General features: G+C 52.4%; 20 protein-coding genes. 14 read left to right on the plus strand and 6 right to left on the minus strand.

Features of this window, described 5'->3' with window-relative positions; genetic code table 11:
• Window positions 1-27: 27 nt before the first annotated feature.
• Both P2T60_RS10870 and hpt read right to left on the minus strand, forming a co-directional pair.
• Entirely contained in the window at window positions 28-417 is a 390-nt protein-coding gene (locus P2T60_RS10870) for a pyridoxamine 5'-phosphate oxidase family protein (RefSeq protein WP_276279269.1), read from the minus strand.
• 74 nt (window positions 418-491) lie between these two features.
• A complete protein-coding gene (hpt, locus tag P2T60_RS10875; protein ID WP_276279270.1) occupies window positions 492-1,037 on the minus strand; it encodes a hypoxanthine/guanine phosphoribosyltransferase in 546 nt (181 codons plus the stop codon).
• Between hpt and P2T60_RS10880 the strand changes: the two genes are divergently transcribed.
• The 3 genes from P2T60_RS10880 (at window position 1,036) to P2T60_RS10890 (ending at window position 3,179) form a co-directional block, all read left to right on the plus strand.
• Window positions 1,036-1,653 carry an IS1096 element passenger TnpR family protein gene (locus P2T60_RS10880; RefSeq protein WP_276279271.1) on the plus strand — a complete coding sequence of 206 codons (618 nt, stop codon included), beginning with the start codon at window positions 1,036-1,038 and terminating at the stop codon, window positions 1,651-1,653. The two genes, hpt and P2T60_RS10880, sit on opposite strands and share 2 nt — an antisense overlap.
• Window positions 1,654-2,124: 471 nt before the next feature.
• A complete protein-coding gene (locus P2T60_RS10885; RefSeq protein ID WP_382209134.1) occupies window positions 2,125-2,574 on the plus strand; it encodes a TIR domain-containing protein in 450 nt (149 codons plus the stop codon).
• Complete coding sequence (locus P2T60_RS10890) at window positions 2,571-3,179, plus strand: RipA family octameric membrane protein (protein WP_276279273.1); 609 nt, start codon at window positions 2,571-2,573, stop codon at window positions 3,177-3,179. Before P2T60_RS10885 ends, P2T60_RS10890 begins: the two co-directional genes overlap by 4 nt.
• A gap of 10 nt (window positions 3,180-3,189) precedes the next feature.
• On the opposite strand, the gene P2T60_RS10895 is transcribed toward P2T60_RS10890, so the two are convergent.
• On the minus strand, window positions 3,190-4,011 hold the full coding sequence (locus tag P2T60_RS10895) for a TIR domain-containing protein (protein ID WP_276279274.1): 822 nt from the start codon (window positions 4,009-4,011) through the stop codon (window positions 3,190-3,192).
• Between the two features lie 188 nt (window positions 4,012-4,199).
• On the opposite strand from P2T60_RS10895, the gene P2T60_RS10900 reads away from it, so the two are divergent.
• A complete protein-coding gene (locus tag P2T60_RS10900; protein WP_276279275.1) occupies window positions 4,200-5,351 on the plus strand; it encodes a hypothetical protein in 1,152 nt (383 codons plus the stop codon).
• Between the two features lie 39 nt (window positions 5,352-5,390).
• Here the strand turns inward: P2T60_RS10900 and P2T60_RS10905 are convergent, their stop codons facing one another.
• Window positions 5,391-6,116 carry a hypothetical protein gene (locus P2T60_RS10905; protein ID WP_276279276.1) on the minus strand — a complete coding sequence of 242 codons (726 nt, stop codon included), beginning with the start codon at window positions 6,114-6,116 and terminating at the stop codon, window positions 5,391-5,393.
• A gap of 83 nt (window positions 6,117-6,199) precedes the next feature.
• On the opposite strand from P2T60_RS10905, the gene P2T60_RS10910 reads away from it, so the two are divergent.
• From P2T60_RS10910 to P2T60_RS10955, 10 genes are all read left to right on the plus strand, one after another.
• Window positions 6,200-6,910 (plus strand): GIY-YIG domain-containing protein, encoded by a 711-nt coding sequence (locus P2T60_RS10910; RefSeq protein ID WP_276279277.1) that lies wholly within the window; start codon window positions 6,200-6,202, stop codon window positions 6,908-6,910.
• Between the two features lie 52 nt (window positions 6,911-6,962).
• Window positions 6,963-8,351 carry a GmrSD restriction endonuclease domain-containing protein gene (locus P2T60_RS10915; protein WP_276279278.1) on the plus strand — a complete coding sequence of 463 codons (1,389 nt, stop codon included), beginning with the start codon at window positions 6,963-6,965 and terminating at the stop codon, window positions 8,349-8,351.
• Window positions 8,352-8,439: 88 nt separating this feature from the next.
• Window positions 8,440-8,610: a hypothetical protein gene (locus P2T60_RS10920; protein WP_276279279.1), complete on the plus strand. Its 171-nt coding sequence runs from the start codon at window positions 8,440-8,442 to the stop codon at window positions 8,608-8,610.
• A gap of 108 nt (window positions 8,611-8,718) precedes the next feature.
• Window positions 8,719-9,228: a hypothetical protein gene (locus P2T60_RS10925; protein WP_276279280.1), complete on the plus strand. Its 510-nt coding sequence runs from the start codon at window positions 8,719-8,721 to the stop codon at window positions 9,226-9,228.
• Between the two features lies 1 nt (window position 9,229).
• Window positions 9,230-10,165: a site-specific tyrosine recombinase/integron integrase gene (gene xerA, locus P2T60_RS10930; RefSeq protein ID WP_276279281.1), complete on the plus strand. Its 936-nt coding sequence runs from the start codon at window positions 9,230-9,232 to the stop codon at window positions 10,163-10,165.
• Between the two features lie 11 nt (window positions 10,166-10,176).
• Window positions 10,177-10,491, plus strand: a complete 315-nt coding sequence (locus P2T60_RS10935) for a hypothetical protein (protein ID WP_276279282.1) — start codon at window positions 10,177-10,179, stop codon at window positions 10,489-10,491.
• Window positions 10,492-10,863: 372 nt separating this feature from the next.
• Entirely contained in the window at window positions 10,864-11,073 is a 210-nt protein-coding gene (locus tag P2T60_RS10940) for a hypothetical protein (protein WP_276279283.1), read from the plus strand.
• A gap of 3 nt (window positions 11,074-11,076) precedes the next feature.
• A complete protein-coding gene (locus tag P2T60_RS10945) occupies window positions 11,077-11,292 on the plus strand; it encodes a hypothetical protein (RefSeq protein ID WP_276279284.1) in 216 nt (71 codons plus the stop codon).
• A 209-nt stretch (window positions 11,293-11,501) separates the two neighbouring features.
• Complete coding sequence (locus P2T60_RS10950) at window positions 11,502-11,636, plus strand: hypothetical protein (protein WP_276279285.1); 135 nt, start codon at window positions 11,502-11,504, stop codon at window positions 11,634-11,636.
• 100 nt (window positions 11,637-11,736) lie between these two features.
• Complete coding sequence (locus tag P2T60_RS10955; protein ID WP_276279286.1) at window positions 11,737-12,942, plus strand: bifunctional DNA primase/polymerase; 1,206 nt, start codon at window positions 11,737-11,739, stop codon at window positions 12,940-12,942.
• A gap of 119 nt (window positions 12,943-13,061) precedes the next feature.
• Here the strand turns inward: P2T60_RS10955 and P2T60_RS10960 are convergent, their stop codons facing one another.
• On the minus strand, window positions 13,062-14,225 hold the full coding sequence (locus tag P2T60_RS10960; protein WP_276279287.1) for a ParB/RepB/Spo0J family partition protein: 1,164 nt from the start codon (window positions 14,223-14,225) through the stop codon (window positions 13,062-13,064).
• A 3-nt stretch (window positions 14,226-14,228) separates the two neighbouring features.
• Window positions 14,229-14,573, minus strand: coding sequence for a hypothetical protein (locus P2T60_RS10965; RefSeq protein ID WP_276279288.1), 345 nt, complete (start codon window positions 14,571-14,573; stop codon window positions 14,229-14,231).
• Between the last annotated feature and the right edge of the window lie 139 nt (window positions 14,574-14,712).

The raw sequence follows: 14,712 nt of genomic DNA on the forward strand, positions 1-14,712 counted from the left end.
CGAGGAACGGCCGGAACGGTCGGATTCTCAGTACGTCCGATAGCTCGCCGACCCCACCTCGACCCGGACCAGCACGTTCTCGGGGTACTCGTCGGGGTCCGAACCGTACTTGGGATGGATGCGCTCGGCCGCCTCCCGGCGTGCTTCGGGGTCCTCGACCACCGTCGCGGTCCCGCACAGAGTGACTCGCCACCGGGCCTGTCCGCCCTCGTCTTTCTGGACCGACACCGCGACTCTCGGGTTCTCGCGGACGTTCGCCAGCTTTCGGCCGCCGGTCAGCACCTCCAGCACGCCGTCGTCGTAGTGGTACCACACCGGCGCGACGTGCGGGCGGTCGTCGGCGCAGGTGGCGAAGTGAGCCATCAGGGGTTCGCTGGTCAGCAACGCTTCGGCTTTCGACGGGATGGCGCTGGACATGGCCCACATCAAGGTAGTGGCGTGGAAAACGCTTCCGCCGGTCGCGCGCCGGGACCGTGCCCGGTCCGTGCCGGTCAGTGAATCGTCACTTCGTAGTCCTCGACAGAGATGTCCACGAGACTGGTCGCCTCGTAGTCGGTCTCGTCGAGCGCTGTCTCGCCCACCTTCCGGATGACGACCACGATGTCGGCTATCTCCGCGCCGATTTCGTCCATCGCGTCGCAGATGGACGCCAGCGTCCCGCCGGTCGAGAGCAGGTCGTCCACGATGAGAACTCGGTCGCCCTCCTCCACGTCGTTGATGTACATCTCCGACTCGGAGTAGCCCGTGGTTTGGTGGAGCGCGACTTCGCCCTCCAGTCCGTACTCGCGCTTGCGGATGACGACGAGGGGCACGTCGGTCTGTAGCGAGAGCGCGGTGGCGATGTGGATGCCCATCGCCTCGGGCGCGACGATTTTGTCCACGTCGAGGTCCGCGGCCCGCGTGACCTCGACCACGACTTCCCGCAGAAGTTCGGGTTCGAGCATCGGCACGCCGTTGCTGATGGGGTGGACGAGGTACTGGTAGCCGTCCTTGTCGATGATGGGCGCGTCGTGCAGCGATTCGAGGAGTCGGTCCATGCGGTGTGTTGGGGAGAAGGGTGAGAAAAGCGGTTCGTTCTTCGGGCGAGGTCGGGACTGGCGGACGCGGGTCGGCGTTCTGCAAGAGCGGTTGTCTGACCCGGCGATAACCTCACGAGCATGCAAGCCGAAGGAGGTCCAGATGACTGCCTACCGGTTCCGCGTCAAGTTCGACCCCGACCCGACTTCGCTGTGGCGCGATATTGTCGTCGGTGAAAATCGCACCGTCGAAGAGTTCCAAACAGCGATTAATCGAGCAGTCGGTCTCGACCACGGACATCTCTGGTTCGTCGGAACCGACGAAGACTACTGGAACAGCGAGGTAAAATACGAATGCACCGAGGCCTTCGGGGAAACGCCGAATCTCGGGGGTTTCGGATTCGACGAGGAGACGTACGACGCCAGCGAGACCACGATTGGCGAGATGGTCCGACAGTTAGAACTGGAGGAACGAGACCGTCTCTGCTACTTGTACGACTACGGCGACGAGTGGCGCTTCTACGCCATCTGTACGGAAATCGTCGGCGACGAATCGAGCGACCGAGAGCCGGAAGTCCGAAAGCGAAAAGGCGACCCAATCGACCAGTACGGTGCGTCCAATCCGCGGGAGACCTGAGCGTACTCGACGCGCCGAGAGCTACCAGTCACGTCTCGAAGGCCTCGGCACTCGAACCAGTGATTATTACCGACTTACGAAACTATTTATAGAAAAATCCAATTCTCATTCAAACCGACAGACGACGATGGGATACGCCGGACGATGCGCCCTATCTTGTGGAATGAAATGGGCGGAGATTATGCGTGAAAGCTCTCATCACAACTTCGGCAGGTAGCCCACTGCCCTGCCTTCACTTTCTGCTTTTCACCGCACTCAGGGCACTCGCGCCACACAGAGCGATTTCGATGGGACATACTCTCACCAACGGAGCCTTGATGTAAATCTCTAATCCGTAATCCGATTCACTAACCAGCGAGACCACTTTCACTCCGGTTGGAGGACCTTCATGGCAGTTGGCTACAAAGTGCAGCTCAGCAGAGTCACGTAAGAGAAAGACTCTACAAAATCCCCCGCAGAGGACTCATCACTATGTCATTCCGAAACAACCGAACTAGCTCGTTAAACGCGAAACGCCGGAGCGAATACCGACTGTTCATCTCTCACTCATGGAGTTACAGCAATGAGTACGAACGGATGGTCGACCTTTTGGACGACGCGAATTATTTCGAGTACAAGAACTATAGCATTCCTTCAGAGAAGGAAATTGACGCTGACACCGACAAGGAATTAGCAGAAGCACTTAGAGAAGGGCAAATTAAACCGTCATCTGTCGTCGTGGTACTCGCTGGGTTGTACTCAACGTATAGCGACTGGATTGGGAAGGAGATACGAATTGCAGAACAGGAAAATAAACCCATCTTGGGGGTGGAGCCATGGGGAAGCGACCGCACCTCCGACTACGTTGAACGTCATGCAGACAAAATGGTGGGATGGAACACCAGTTCCGTTGTCGAAGGGGTTCGAGACTTGGCTCCATGAACGACGAGGAGAGCGAAAGTTCAAACAACACTGGCGAGGCTGTCGGCCAGAATCCTGAGCTTGAGCAATGGAAGTTCTACGGCCAATCCACTCACCAGGTGAGCAACCGTCGACTCAAGAACAATCGCTTCTATTTGCGCCTTCTAATCGCGCTACTAGGTGTTGCTGGTATCGGGGCGAAATTGGGATACGTAACTCCTGTCGGAATCATGTTTATCGGTGCTATCGGTCTTCCTTTCTGCGTTCTTTGGACGTTCCATATCCTCTCGTATAAGCAACTGAATAGCGGGAAATACCGAGTTCTGTGGGAAATCGCTGATAACCTCCCGTATGACCCGTTCAAAATGGAATGGGAGCGCCTCAAAGAAGGCGAGAAACCAGACGTCTACATTAAACATACTACTGTCGAGGTCTGGTGGCCGCGCGTGTTTGGGTTCTTCTACGCCGTGTTGTTCGTTTACGGAGCACTCTCTCTACTGAAGATGCTGGATTTCTATTGGTGGGCTGTTGGTCTCCTCGCCGCTATCTGGGGAGTCTATGCATTCTTCGTAATTCGGGGTGAAAGCCCGACGCAGAAGTACTGGGATTACACCGGAGAAGAGTAGAGAGTGAAGATTAGCCTGTGTGGTCTACAATCGCCCCCACGATTGAATTCTGTCGCCATCCAACCGTCTCAACTGCTGCCTCTTCCACCACATTTGGTGTCTGTTTCGCTCCATGCGGGCGAATTCCGACGATTGGTTTATTGAATTCGTCCGCTAGCTCAATCTCGTTCTGAATCCATTCCCTGTGGGCACTATACATCCCTGCAAGCACGAGGACAACGGAAGTCGTCCGAATTTGGTCTCGGAGTCGAGCACGAAGATGGACATCATTTACCGTATCAAGCGGGTCGGTCAACGGAACGCTATGGTCCTGCCATTCTAGTTCGTCGAAATCATCGAGGAATTCGACTACTCGCTCGTAATCGTCGTTATAGTCCCAAGCATGGCTGATGAACACGTTGTACTGTCGATTCTCGGGACGAGGTCGCTGTTGAATACCGCCAGTACTGCCCGCGCTTTTGCTCGACTCAGAACCGAGGAGTTGGTTAAGGATATCCCAGAGTATCTTAACTACGACAGCACCTCCAGCGAGAACGAGAATGCCGAGAACGTCCCCTGCGACCTCATCTTTGCTTTCTATAAACCGCTTGAGAAGCTCGTAGCGCGTCACAAAATAGACATTCGTGTTTCCGGGTTCCCAAATTGCGATATCATTTGAACTCGCCCAGCTCTGATGATGCACTCGGACGCCTGGAAGAACATCCGTATGAGCATCGAAATCATACGGGATTGGCGGGACTTCATCCTGTTGAACATATTCAAGAGAGTTGTTATAGCGGACATTGTGGCGTATCTCTTGCCAAGTTCGTCCTGAGCGGTCCGGCAAATCCATACAGTACAGCTATTCCTGATGATATTATATTCTTGGAACTTAACAACCGCAGTTCAGAGAATGCGACTTAGCTCGGTATCGCACTAGAGTGCTCACTGTTCAACCTGAGGCACTCATATAGATTTCAAATAACAGATACGAAGTAATCATATCGAAATAGTTGACTTACTATACAATAGGGTAACAGTATGTCCGACCTGAGTAAACTGCGGGAAATGGTGGAAGAAGAGGCTGAGCGGAGAAGACAGCTTCGTGAACAGATTAGTTTTGAGGAGTGCTCGGAAATAAAACTCGCAGGAGAACTATTTCGAGAGAAAGGTATCGAAGAGGTAGCTAACGAACTCGGACAGTCTCTCGATGAGACAAGGAATCTGATAAAAAGATATGCTGTACTGGTGAACTCCCCAACTGAGAATGTTCCCGCTATGGCAATGCTACGGGGAGTCAAGTATTACGGCGGGCAAGTTTCGCTCGAGGAGTTATCCGAAGAAGCTGACTCGCGTGAAGAAGTTGAAGAAGAGATTCGGGATTTTGTCGCCGTTACTCTCGACGAAAATGACATTGAGAGTATCGAAGTTGACTCCGTCGAAATTCCCGAAGATGCGGTCTATCCCGAGATAATGACTGAGACAGTTCGAAAAGTGCAACAATCCCTGTCATCCATCTCACCGCCACCAGCACTCTACACTGGGCTCGCTGATGTCTCTGCTCGCATTTCGGAGACTGTCACCAATCTTCAGCCAGCGTTTGAATCCTTGTCCAGAGCGATTTCTCGAATTCTCCCCGAGATTACACGTGCCATCGAAGGTGGTGTCTCGAATTTCGATAGTCCAAAGGATTACGACCCTGACAGAGTGAGATTTGATGAATCTGCTGAAGCTATTGCTGTTTCATCGTTAGAACGTTTCGTTGAACAGATTGAGCGGGAAGAAGTTCCAGAGCTCAGGTCGTACATCGAGCGTCTTGAATTTGCGCTAGAGCACCACAGCGACGAGCAGTACGTCGCGCCTATTTTCGTCTTCATTAGCGTTCAAGACGGCCTCATGGATTGGCTCTGCCGACAAGATGGCGTGACACCTGATGACCAGAGCCGCTTCGGTGATGATATTTACCGATGGGATACAAAGCGGGATACTCTTGCTCGACTCTATGAAGGATGGTATGACGTTGACACGGGGAAATTCATTCAGAACCTCGACGCGTTCTATCAGCACAGAAACGCGATAATGCATGGGGACCCATTGGCGTATTTCGACCGGAATATTGCTACGATTTCATTACTTTTCTTAGATGCTACTCTCTACACTGTCATTGAATACGCAGACCAGAATGTAGAGTAGAAGCTTATGGATATTATATTCAATAGTGAATCTGAGAATTCAACCAACATTCGTACTCAATTTTTGTACCTCTTCGGGATTCACTCGTAATCGTTCGAGGTGTCGACGGTTTTTGACATTCTCTGCTAGCGAGAGTAGTTCTCTCCCCCGGAGCTCAAGCCACGTCGTCCCAAAATGACCTCGCTCTTCCTCGGTTGCAGGTATCCAATAGCAATCTCCAATGTACTCCTTGCTCCCGTTGGAAGCGAACGCAAGCGCATTCGTCTCTTCTGGCAATGAGGTCAACGCTTCCTGAGCAGCAATCAGATACTTGGTCCCCAATGCGACGAAGACCAAGTCGTAGCCTTCGGCAAAGATTTGCCGGAGGTCCTGAGGGATATTTTTCTCCCGGCCAACAGCCGCTACTAACTCGTTGTTGGTCATCGTATCTACGTCGAGGTTCATCCGTTCTGCCCGTTGACGAACCTGCTCAATCTCGCTAAACGTACACTCGTAGGACGGAATCTCTGTCCCAGCAGAGAGAACACCAAACCCGGCAGAGATGATACGCCAATCGATATCGGCAACCTCTGAAAGCTGTTTTACTGCAGATTTGATATTTTCGTGCTCGCGTCCCGTGTACATCTCAGCCGCCGATGTCACAGCATCAGGATACTCTCTCAGTAACTCTGTCCGCCCCCGTGAGTCTATCTCTTCGGGACCGATAACGGCATCAAATCGCTTCGTTCCGGAACAAGGTGAGATAACGAGCACATCCAATCCCATCGGTGTATTCTTGTTCTGAATGACTACTCAGAGAACGAAACTCTTTGTGGACGTACCGGAGTAGCATATGCTAAGAGACAACGATGGCACGACGTGAGGATATTAACCGGCTCTATGAACTCCTTGACGAGCTAGAGCAGACAGTCGGCGGGAAACAGAAGCTCAAGGACTGCACCGGCTACATGGACTGGCCCGACCGAGGCGTCTACTTCTTTTTTGCATCAGACGAGCGCCGCAACGGCGACGACCAACTTCGAATTACTCGCATCGGGACTCACGCTGTTTCCGAAGGAAGCAGTACCTCACTCTGGGACCGACTCAGAACGCATCGCGGAGCAAAGCGGGGAACCTACGAAGGTGGCGGGAACCATCGAGGCTCCGTCTTCCGGAAACGAGTCGGTGAGGCATTCGTCGAACGTGACGACCGACACGATGAGTATCCGCATTGGGGCGAGGGGTCAAGTGCAAAACGAGAGCGCCGACTCGATGAACTTGAGATGGAGCGGCGAGTAAGCGACTATCTCCGGGACCTGCCGTTCCTCTGGCTAAACGTGGATGACGAACCAAGCGCCGAGAGCCAACGGGCCTACATCGAGCGAAACTCGATTGCACTCCTCAGTAACTACCAGCGAAAGGCCGTTGATGCTAGTTCAGATGACTGGCTGGGCAATCATAGTCGAAGCAAGAAAATCCGCGAATCCGGACTATGGAACGTGAACCACGTCGATGAAGACTATGACTCAGAGTTCCTCAACCGACTCGAAGAACAGATAGAATCGACATCCCCTGTCTGAGAATCGACCGACAGGACTACTATTATAACGGTAATGTCTGTACAGCTATAACATGGCAATCTACGTCGATGACCCTCTCAATTCGAACGACGAAGACTGGGACATTAGCAAGTTCCACAGCGATAGCGAATACTTCGTTAAGCGACCACCCTACCAGCGAAAGACCGTCTGGGATACTGGAAAGAAGAAGGAACTAATCGATAGCTTCGTTCGCCAACTCTACGTCCCACCTGTTGTAATCCGACAAGTCGTCCTCGACGGTAACGACCTCCGTCTGGAAGTCGTCGACGGCCAACAGCGAATCACCGCGATTCAAGAATTCTTCGAGGACGAATTTGCTCTCCCCGATAGCCCCGAACTCCGCGAACTCAACCCGGAACACGAGATTGCTGGGAAACGATACTCCGAACTTAGCGAGGACGTCCAGGAGTATATCGACTCTCAGTGTTCGCTCAAAGTCATCAAGCTGCGCGGCATCGACGACCCCGACGACAAGCGCCATCAGGAATTAGCGACCAAGGTCTTCTGGCGACTCCAGCAGGGCGAACACCTAACCAACATCGAGAAGAATCACAGTAAGACCTACAGCCCCGTTCGGAACTTCATCGTTCAAACAGCCGACGACATCAGCTTCGACCGAGAGAACTACGAAAGCCGCGACGACAACCCGAACCGCCACGAGTTCTTCACTCTTCTCGCTCGGAACAACGACCGACTCCAGCAACTCTCACTCCTCGCCCGCTTCATCCTGATTGAGATTGATGAAGGGGCGACGAAAGTCACCGGGAAAGAGGTCACCAAACTATTCGACTGCAAGCGAGAGGGATTCACCGTCCACGAGGACTTAGAGGAATTCAAACAACGCGACGAGATTCAGCGCGTTCAGCGGATGCTCGACCTCCTCACGGAACTCTACCGCGATACCGACCTGAAGAACGGGAACGGAGAGATAGAGTTCCTAAACAAGGAGTACTTCATCCTCAGCCTGTATTCGCTCATCCGCGAGTTGGAGTTTGGAGATTACAACTTCGGACGAGACAACTACGACGAGGTTCGGGACTTCACCGAGGAGTGGTTCAAGCGGTTCGAAGTTGAGGATACAGACGACAGCGAAATGCTCCAATTCAAGGAGGCTCGCCAGCAGAACCGAGGAGCAGTCAACAAGCGACACTACATCCTCGAAAACGCCTTCTGGGAGACAGAACCCGATATTCAAGAAACCGACAGTCAACGAGCATTCTCCCGAGCGCAGCGAATTAAGCTCTTCATCGAGAGCGACCGCATCTGCGAGATGTGCATAGAAGAAGGGAAAACCGAAGAGGAGGCGAAAGTCTCGTGGAGCAATTGGGACGCCGACCACATCGAGGAACATTCACAGGGCGGCCAGACTGTTCTCGAAAACGCACGGGTACTCTGCCCCCATCATAACCGGAGTCGATAGCGTCCAGCAGTATCATTAATATCCTGACAGCCATCCGATTAGATGGCGATTCTCGATGACTGACTCACCATTAGCACCGCGTCGACCGATGGACGACAACAAGGGATTAGCGGAAGGGATGACCAGCGTCGATATCTACTGTCACCGCCAGCACAAAGGCCAATGGCAGCAAGAGGCCGACGAACAGGGAATCAGCCTGAGTCGATATCTGGTCGAACTCGTTCAGGAAGCTCGCTGGCAGCGTCACAACGACGACTGAGACGAACCTGTCCGAAACATCGTTTTCGTCCGAAATCGGGACATAGACCGCGTTTCTACCGGTAATCTCTTTAAACTAACAACCTAATGACTATTCGGAGATTCTAGCATGACAGAGACGTCTATGGACAGCCCCAGCGACGAACGGGACTTCCAAACGCTTCACGAGAATACGACCCGAGCAGAACTCTTCCCCGCCAAACAGCACAAAGAGGAATGGTGGGAAGAAGCCGAACACGAAGGGTCCAGCCTCAGCCGGTACCTCTACGACCTGATTCAGGAAGCCCGGATGTATCGGGACAGCGGCGCACCCTTCATCCAGACGCAGGACCAGACGGTCAAGCAACTCCAGAACAAAATCGATGACCTCCAAACGCAACTCGAAGAGGCTCAGCAAGGCGGCGGTGGTCGAACTCACCTCAGTATTGATGACCTCGTTACGCGCGTTCTCGACCAACAGTACCAGTCACTAGACGAACTCATAGAGCGTGTCTCTGCTAGTGATGATGTCACCCAACACCTCCAACGACAAATCGAGAACCGGCTGTACGCCTTAGCCGAGAATGGGCAGGTTGAATTCCAGCGTGGGCACGGCTGGCGGCTCAAGGAGGGGAACTAACATGGGAGCCGAACCCGGTTCATCGAAAATCTATGAGAATAAGCACGACGAGGTCAACTACTTCATCACCCGGAAGAAGGCAACAGACCGCAGTACGAGAACACTCAACTCGTACAGCCGGGTTCTCCGTGAGTTCTATCACGACCAATTCCCAGACCTCAATCCCGACGAAATCAAAACAGGACACGTCGAGAATTACGTAATCGCCTTAGACGAACGAGGTGTCTCGCAGAACTCGAAAAAGAAGTATCTCGAAGTCCTCTCCAGCTTCTACAATTATATGCTAAAACGGGACGAGTTCGAGTCTATCACGAGTAACCCCTCTGCGGTCGTGATGGAGGAGATATCTCGAGTTCGCCCTGACCGACCGGACTGTGCGACGTGGGAGAATGCCTGTAAACTCATCCATGCCATTCCAGACCCACGAGACAAAACTGTAGCCATCATCTTAGCGAAAACGGGACCCCGTCTCCTCGAAGCTCTCTCAATCGAAGAGGACGACGTAGACTTAGAGAAGGGATTCATCCGACTCCGAGAACGCAAAGGCGGAGGTCAGACTGTAGTACCCATTGACGACGAGACAATCTACGCTATCAAACGCTATCAGTTCATCAACGTCGATTCCGATTCTCCGTATCTCTTCACGAGCAATCTGGGAGGACGTCTCAGTAAGGAACGAATTCGACGAGAGGTGAAAGCCGCCGCCGACCGCGCCGGCGTCGCCCCCAAGGAGGAACGACGATTCGAGAAGAAGTTCACACCTCACACCTTCCGAACCGTCTTCACGACCCTGATGCGCAAGCAGGGGATGAAGCCGTACATTCTGAAATACATCCGTGGGGACGCCAAGACCGAGACGATGGATATCTACACCAGGGTAGACCGGGATGATGCGAAAGAAGAGTACCTGAACTGCATCAAAGAAATCGGGTTGTAGAAGACAGAAGCATGGTCGAAGTCGTCATCTACAGAAACCCATGGGAGGACCCTGAGGAGGTCGCCCGAGTCACCATTGAGGGTAAAGTGATAGGTGAGACACCGACGGCTGAATCTCTTCGAGACCGGATTCAGGACGAACGCGACCCAATCATCAGCGAGTACACGGATGGCCGCGAACTACTCCGGTACATTGCTTCGTCGTACTCGAACGGGTACGTCATGGCGAACTACGATAGCGAAGAGTCGCTGCGAGTCGTTGAGGACCTGAGCGACGACGAATATCGAGACTGGGTTCAAGACTCTGGGCTCGACACTCGACTCTGAATCTCGAAGACTGTACGGTGGTAGTAGTCCCTCAACTGCTCACACATTTCTGAGCGAATTGAATAGATTGACTCTCGGTTATCCTCAAACGGCTCTCTGCTCCCGATAGGTAACACTCAGTCCTACGCTGGCTTGGACCGTGGAGTCCCGAGATTTTCTCTATCAATCAATGGGTGTCCCCTAGTGTGCGTGATTGCTCCAGAGAACGGGTTGCTGTCCTCGATGATGACTGATATTCGATTGATGGTGGTCGCGTTCTCCGTTCTCTCAGCGTGGACCTCCACGCCGTCTCAGACCAAGAGAGGCTGAATCAGTCCGCTGCTCGGGAGTCTTATGATGGAACAGAGCGATTACTGAATACGGTGATTCGACGTGGCATTGCTCTTTCTGGGACTCAACGAGGACCGAGACGGCTGGGATGTTCTCGGAAGGATTACTGACGGCGAGATAATCGAGGACCCAACTGGCGAGCTTGAGGCGACGGTGAAGGGAGCGTACGATTTGGATGATGAGGAGCGACTGAGAGAGGCATTCAACAATCACTACATCAACGCCGTTCCGCTGACAGAGGACGAGGAATAGCTAATGCGGATTCTCTTTCAGATGTACCACGCCGGCGAGCTACACGACCTCGGTATCATTGAGGATGGCGACGTGGTCGAAAGCATCGAGGAGGGTTTTGAGGACTGGATTCGATGGGAGTTGAGCCAGCCGACGACTCCCGACCTAGATGACCCCGAGAGAATTCTTGAAGCCTACGAAGGACCGTCCATCGTGACGAAAGTACTGAACCCTGAATAGGACCTACGGCAAATCGTTGTTGAGTTCCAATACCCAATATAGTATAAGAGGGGGAATCGACAGAGACCACCACTAAACGTCTCTGAGACCCGTCTGAGGTACACCAGCCTGTGCGCTCCGAACACTTTTGGCAAATTTTTGCCGTACGTCTCTACCTTATCGATTCAGTCCAGCATAACAGTTACATACTCCACTCTCTTCGGCCGGACGTGAAGTACGACTATACCACCATCAACGTCTATCCCGAGGATAGAGACGCCGCAAAGCGAACGAAGCAGAATGGAGAATCTTGGAGCGAGTATCTGCGTCGAGCAGCCAAGTCTCTCGAATCTGAGGAGACGTAGATGCTCCGAGAAGTGGCTTGGGCCAGAAGCATCCTACCTCTGCTGGCCCGTCAATTGTGGGACCGCTTTTCGAATAGAATTCTGCGCCACCCGACCAACTATGCCCTCAACAAATAGCTCGTCGCTATCCTCCAATAAGAACGCACCGGCCGAATCTGCCCATCATCCCATCAAGATACTCAGTAGGCGGCTTGAAGAGGCCGATATCGATGCCTATCGGTTCATCCAGCTTCAACCGGGTAAGAAAGCACCAATCAGTCACACTCACTTTCCACCGGATGACGTCGACGACTGTTACGGGGTCTATGCCGGAAGCGGGTTGGTATTCCTTGATATTGATGACTACCGAGACGGAGCAGAGGCCCCCGATGCTCTCCATTCACTCCCGAAAACCCTCACCGTCGAAAGCGCACACGGGGGAAAACACCGCTACTACCAGATAGAGGAGCCGGTCTCCAACTCTACAGAGCCATGGGGCGAGATACGTGCATACAATGAGTATGTCGTCGGACCTGGAACTGAGCTTAAGCAGTGTACGAAAGAGAATCACGACTGCTCACGGACAGGAGAAGGACGGTATGAAATCCTCTACGACCTACCGATAGCGACGATTAGCATCGAGGACCTCAACGCCTGCTTAGAAGAGCCAGCAGAACCTCAGTCAACGGAATCAACAGTATCAGATTGGATGGGTGATGAGGAAATTGAGACCGATTTTGATGTTGAGAAGCGTCTGAGGAAGATGAAGAAGAGCGCCAAGGATGAAAAAATCGAGGCGCTTTGGGAGGGGAGATATCGTGATGCCGAATTCGATGACCGGTCAAGAGCAGAAGCGTCCTTGGTAGCTTATCTTGGTTGGTGGATGCAAGGAGACCGAATGCTCGTAAAGCAGTTGATGGACCGAGCTTGTCGGGAATATCCAACAGCAGACGTGAACGGTCCTCGAAAATGGACTGAAGCTGGAGAACTCTATCAAAGACTCACGCTCGAATTTGCAACACACGACGACTATTATCAGCCTCCGTCCCCAAAACTCCCTTACGAGGAGCGACCTGCAGCCAGCCATATTACACGTAAGAATTACTATTGTGCTCTCCTTGACCTTGGAATCGCTCGCACAGTAGAGATAGTTGAGCACGATTCGTTTGATAGAGGTACGAGCGCAGCGGTACGTGCCCGAAATTGGTATGAGGAGAACGGCACGGTAATCAGAGTCAACGAACCAGGCTCATCAAGGACGTACTACTATCTTGACGGACTAGAGAATCTTATCGACCCGGAGATGCGAACGAAGCTTGGAATATAATAATCTAGAACTAGCTACTGTTCTACTATAAAGGCGGACTGTGGATAATGGCGACAGTAAAGACAGAATCTCTGTACGGCCCACCTGAAGGGGGTTAATGCAAGGCGACAGGGAGCCTGTTATGGCTGATTCTGTCTAAGGCTGTCAAGCTTCCCTGTTTTCGAATGATGCAGGTGCTTTTTCTTTGCAGGAGTGTCCTCCTCCCACATCCAGAATAGTATTAGATGACGGTTGACTCCGAATCTCATCGCCACTTCCTTCAGCGTCATCTCCTCCTCGTGAAGCATCTCGGAGAGTAATCCCGAGGACGGTTTTCGATTGGCGAGAGATTCAGCATCGGGAGAGTCCGAATCAGAGATATCCCCCTCCAGAGAGACGTGCCCATACTTTTCAAGCAGATATAAGAAGACGTATCTAAGACTACTCTTGCCGAACTGGTCTGTGCACGCCCGGTAGCTCGAACCAAAGTCATCACTGTCCTTCATATGATTCTGAGCAGACCCGATAATGGAGTACCATGGTCCGTTCTCTTTCACGCCGCTACTGAGGTTGATGAAGAACCGATTCACACAGTCAGTATAAGTGAGAAGACGCGAATCTAGCTGTTCAATCTCTTTCCAAGTAACTTGGTCTTCATTTTCTATTTTTTTCTCGTAATTCTCGATGGCTCTATCCGCCCCGTGGATACTCTGATTGCCCTTATCTAGCTCCTCCACCTCTAATTTGGCCTTCTTGTGACCGTCCTCTGCTTTGTCCAGGATATTTTTAGCGACTCTGTAGGTTTCACCGGACCCAATTCCGATAGCCTCGGCTACGATATCTCTGGTTCGACCAGATTTCTCATTCTGAAGGGCTTGGCCGAGGTCCGTACGCGTCCCCTGTCTTTTCTTAGCGAGCTTTTTCTCTACTTCCTCAAGCTCTCTTCCTTCCTTAACCACCTGAGAGAAGGTCTTCTGACGCTGTTTATTGTGGTGAAGAATCGCTCTCCGCTCCAAAAGCGAATCAGAGAACGATTTGACCTGAACAGGTACCTCATCAAACCCGAGGTACTTGGATGCAAGAACCCGCCGGTGCCCATCAATAAGTTGGCCATTGCCGGTTATGATGACCGGGTAGAGTATTCCCTCTGAGCGAATACTCTTGATGAAGTCGCTCGCTAAGTCGATTTCTCCGTATATCCGCTGATTCGCAGGATGGGGTTCCAGCTTACTGGGAGTTCGAGACCCCGAGGTGGATTTGGTGGCTGTGCCCGTTGAAGGCTGGCTGGCACTGGATTTACTCATAATTCACACCCCCGTAATCATGATTACTGCGTCTGACCCTTTCTGGTGAGAAGAGAATCCATTACGACGCCAGAATTCTTTCGCATCCTCGTCATTTGGCGATATAGCAGTCATCCTTGCGTTCCCCTCTGAACGAGCAGCTGCCCCGACCTCTTCTAAGATTCTGTCTGTCGATTCTGAAGACGAATAGATGAGATGGACTGCGAAGAGGAGAATGCGAGCTTCATCTGAGTTGAGGTTAGAGCTTTCGTACTGAATCAGGGCACCTGAACTGATAACACCGTTCTCTTCAGTATAGAGAAAATCTCCATCTGTTCGTTCTATGGGTGCCTCGATGTCGGGGGTCATCCATGGTGTCTCTAGTTCGCCAATGTTCCGATGAATCTCAAAGAATTCACACAGGCGAGCGTGCTCGTCCTCTGAGCTAACCGTTTTCAATTGAATGTCGTTGCTCTCTTCAGCGCCTTCTTTGCTTTGAGTCATAGTT

This window comes from Halorussus caseinilyticus, assembly GCF_029338395.1.
In the GTDB taxonomy this organism is placed as follows: domain Archaea; phylum Halobacteriota; class Halobacteria; order Halobacteriales; family Haladaptataceae; genus Halorussus; species Halorussus caseinilyticus.

Coding starts and splice junctions, on each gene's coding strand:
- P2T60_RS10870 (WP_276279269.1), bottom strand. CDS start 417: ATGTCCAGCGCCATCCCGTCGAAAGCCGAAGCGTTGCTGACCAGCGAA.
- P2T60_RS10880 (WP_276279271.1), top strand. CDS start 1,036: ATGCGGTGTGTTGGGGAGAAGGGTGAGAAAAGCGGTTCGTTCTTCGGG.
- hpt (WP_276279270.1), bottom strand. CDS start 1,037: ATGGACCGACTCCTCGAATCGCTGCACGACGCGCCCATCATCGACAAG.
- P2T60_RS10885 (WP_382209134.1), top strand. CDS start 2,125: ATGTCATTCCGAAACAACCGAACTAGCTCGTTAAACGCGAAACGCCGG.
- P2T60_RS10890 (WP_276279273.1), top strand. CDS start 2,571: ATGAACGACGAGGAGAGCGAAAGTTCAAACAACACTGGCGAGGCTGTC.
- P2T60_RS10895 (WP_276279274.1), bottom strand. CDS start 4,011: ATGGATTTGCCGGACCGCTCAGGACGAACTTGGCAAGAGATACGCCAC.
- P2T60_RS10900 (WP_276279275.1), top strand. CDS start 4,200: ATGTCCGACCTGAGTAAACTGCGGGAAATGGTGGAAGAAGAGGCTGAG.
- P2T60_RS10905 (WP_276279276.1), bottom strand. CDS start 6,116: ATGGGATTGGATGTGCTCGTTATCTCACCTTGTTCCGGAACGAAGCGA.
- P2T60_RS10910 (WP_276279277.1), top strand. CDS start 6,200: ATGGCACGACGTGAGGATATTAACCGGCTCTATGAACTCCTTGACGAG.
- P2T60_RS10915 (WP_276279278.1), top strand. CDS start 6,963: ATGGCAATCTACGTCGATGACCCTCTCAATTCGAACGACGAAGACTGG.
- P2T60_RS10920 (WP_276279279.1), top strand. CDS start 8,440: ATGGACGACAACAAGGGATTAGCGGAAGGGATGACCAGCGTCGATATC.
- P2T60_RS10925 (WP_276279280.1), top strand. CDS start 8,719: ATGACAGAGACGTCTATGGACAGCCCCAGCGACGAACGGGACTTCCAA.
- xerA (WP_276279281.1), top strand. CDS start 9,230: ATGGGAGCCGAACCCGGTTCATCGAAAATCTATGAGAATAAGCACGAC.
- P2T60_RS10935 (WP_276279282.1), top strand. CDS start 10,177: ATGGTCGAAGTCGTCATCTACAGAAACCCATGGGAGGACCCTGAGGAG.
- P2T60_RS10945 (WP_276279284.1), top strand. CDS start 11,077: ATGCGGATTCTCTTTCAGATGTACCACGCCGGCGAGCTACACGACCTC.
- P2T60_RS10955 (WP_276279286.1), top strand. CDS start 11,737: ATGCCCTCAACAAATAGCTCGTCGCTATCCTCCAATAAGAACGCACCG.
- P2T60_RS10960 (WP_276279287.1), bottom strand. CDS start 14,225: ATGAGTAAATCCAGTGCCAGCCAGCCTTCAACGGGCACAGCCACCAAA.
- P2T60_RS10965 (WP_276279288.1), bottom strand. CDS start 14,573: ATGACCCCCGACATCGAGGCACCCATAGAACGAACAGATGGAGATTTT.